The sequence below is a fragment of the Flavonifractor sp. HCP28S3_F3 genome, assembly GCF_052065355.1.
Classification (GTDB): domain Bacteria; phylum Bacillota; class Clostridia; order Oscillospirales; family Oscillospiraceae; genus Flavonifractor.
The window spans coordinates 1-1,315 of the sequence record NZ_JBQHUF010000032.1 but is presented as its reverse complement, the minus strand read 5'-3'; the positions used below and the strand labels follow the sequence as shown (position 1 = coordinate 1,315).

1 protein-coding gene is annotated in these 1,315 nt (G+C 55.2%); it reads left to right on the top strand.

Annotated elements, in window-relative coordinates:
• On the top strand, positions 1 to 1,154 hold a 1,154-nt coding region (gene tet(40), locus ACTNB1_RS14790), incomplete at its 5' end, for a tetracycline efflux MFS transporter Tet(40) (protein ID WP_441170536.1).
• Positions 1,155 to 1,315: the final 161 nt, after the last annotated feature.

Genomic DNA, 1,315 nt, shown 5'->3' with positions numbered 1-1,315 from the left:
TTTCTATGTCCACAGTGCTTTCCATCGTGTACCACCTGGAGGTGGTGCAGCTGGATGCTTTCCAGCTTGTCCTGGTAGGGACGGTTCTGGAGACCTCCTGCTTTCTGTTCGAGATACCCACCGGTGTGGTGGCGGATTTGTATAGCCGTCGGCGCTCGGTGCTGATTGGAATGTTCCTCTACGGCCTGGGCTTTCTGATGGAGGGTGCGCTACCGTGGTTCGCGCCGGTTCTGCTGGCCCAGGTTGTCTGGGGTTGCGGTGATACCTTCATCACCGGCGCTCTGGAGGCGTGGATTGCCTCGGAGGAAGAGGACAAACCCATAGACAAGGTGTTCCTGCGGGGCAGTCAAATGGGGCAAATCGGCGGCGTTCTGGGCGTGGTGCTGGGCACACTGCTGGGAAACATAAACCTGCAAATGCCTGTCATCTTGGGGGGCAGTTTGTGCTTGTTGTTGGGGCTGGTGATGGTTCGCATCATGCCAGAAACCAACTTCTCCCCTGCTATTGAGGAACGGCAGGGCTTGCTTAAAGACTTTGTCTGCCTGTTCAAGCTCAACCTGGGCTTTGTGAAAGGCGCACCTGTGTTGCTGGCGCTCTTAGCAATCACACTATGCGGGGGACTTGCCAGTGAAGGCTTTGACCGGCTCTCCACCGCTCATTTTCTGGATGACACGGTAATACCCGTTATCGGGCCGCTGAACAGCGTCACTTGGTTCGGTGTTATCAGTCTTATCGGCAACGGCTTAGGTATTCTGGCTTCTCAGTTGCTCATCGCCCGCATGGAGAAAAAAGGGACTGTCAGCCGAACCAGTGTGGTCATGTCCACCAGCGCCGGGTATATCCTGTGCCTGGTTCTCTTCGCGGTGGGGCGGAGCTTTTGGTTCATGTTGTTGGTGTTCCTGCTGGCGGGGCTTATGCGCACCATCAAGGAGCCTGTGCTGGCCGCCTGGATGAACGACCATGTGGATGAGAAAATGCGCGCCACAGTCTTTTCCACCAGCGGACAGCTGGACTCTTTCGGGCAGATCATCGGCGGGCCTATTGTGGGGCTGGTAGCCCAGCAGGTGTCCATACCCTGGGGGCTGGTCTGTACCGCTTTCCTGCTGTTGCCCGCGCTGTTCTTAGTGCCGGTGGCGGGAAAGAAGCGGGATTGATATGGCATAGTTAAGTTTACTGACGAGCGGGAGATTACTTCCGCTCGTCTTCATTTAGTAGCGCAAAATTTGAGGACTCTTTATTTCCTTATTCGGTATAGCGGAGGCGGCTGTCAATTCGACATAATTTTCTTGTGATACTTTACCGTACATGAGCATTC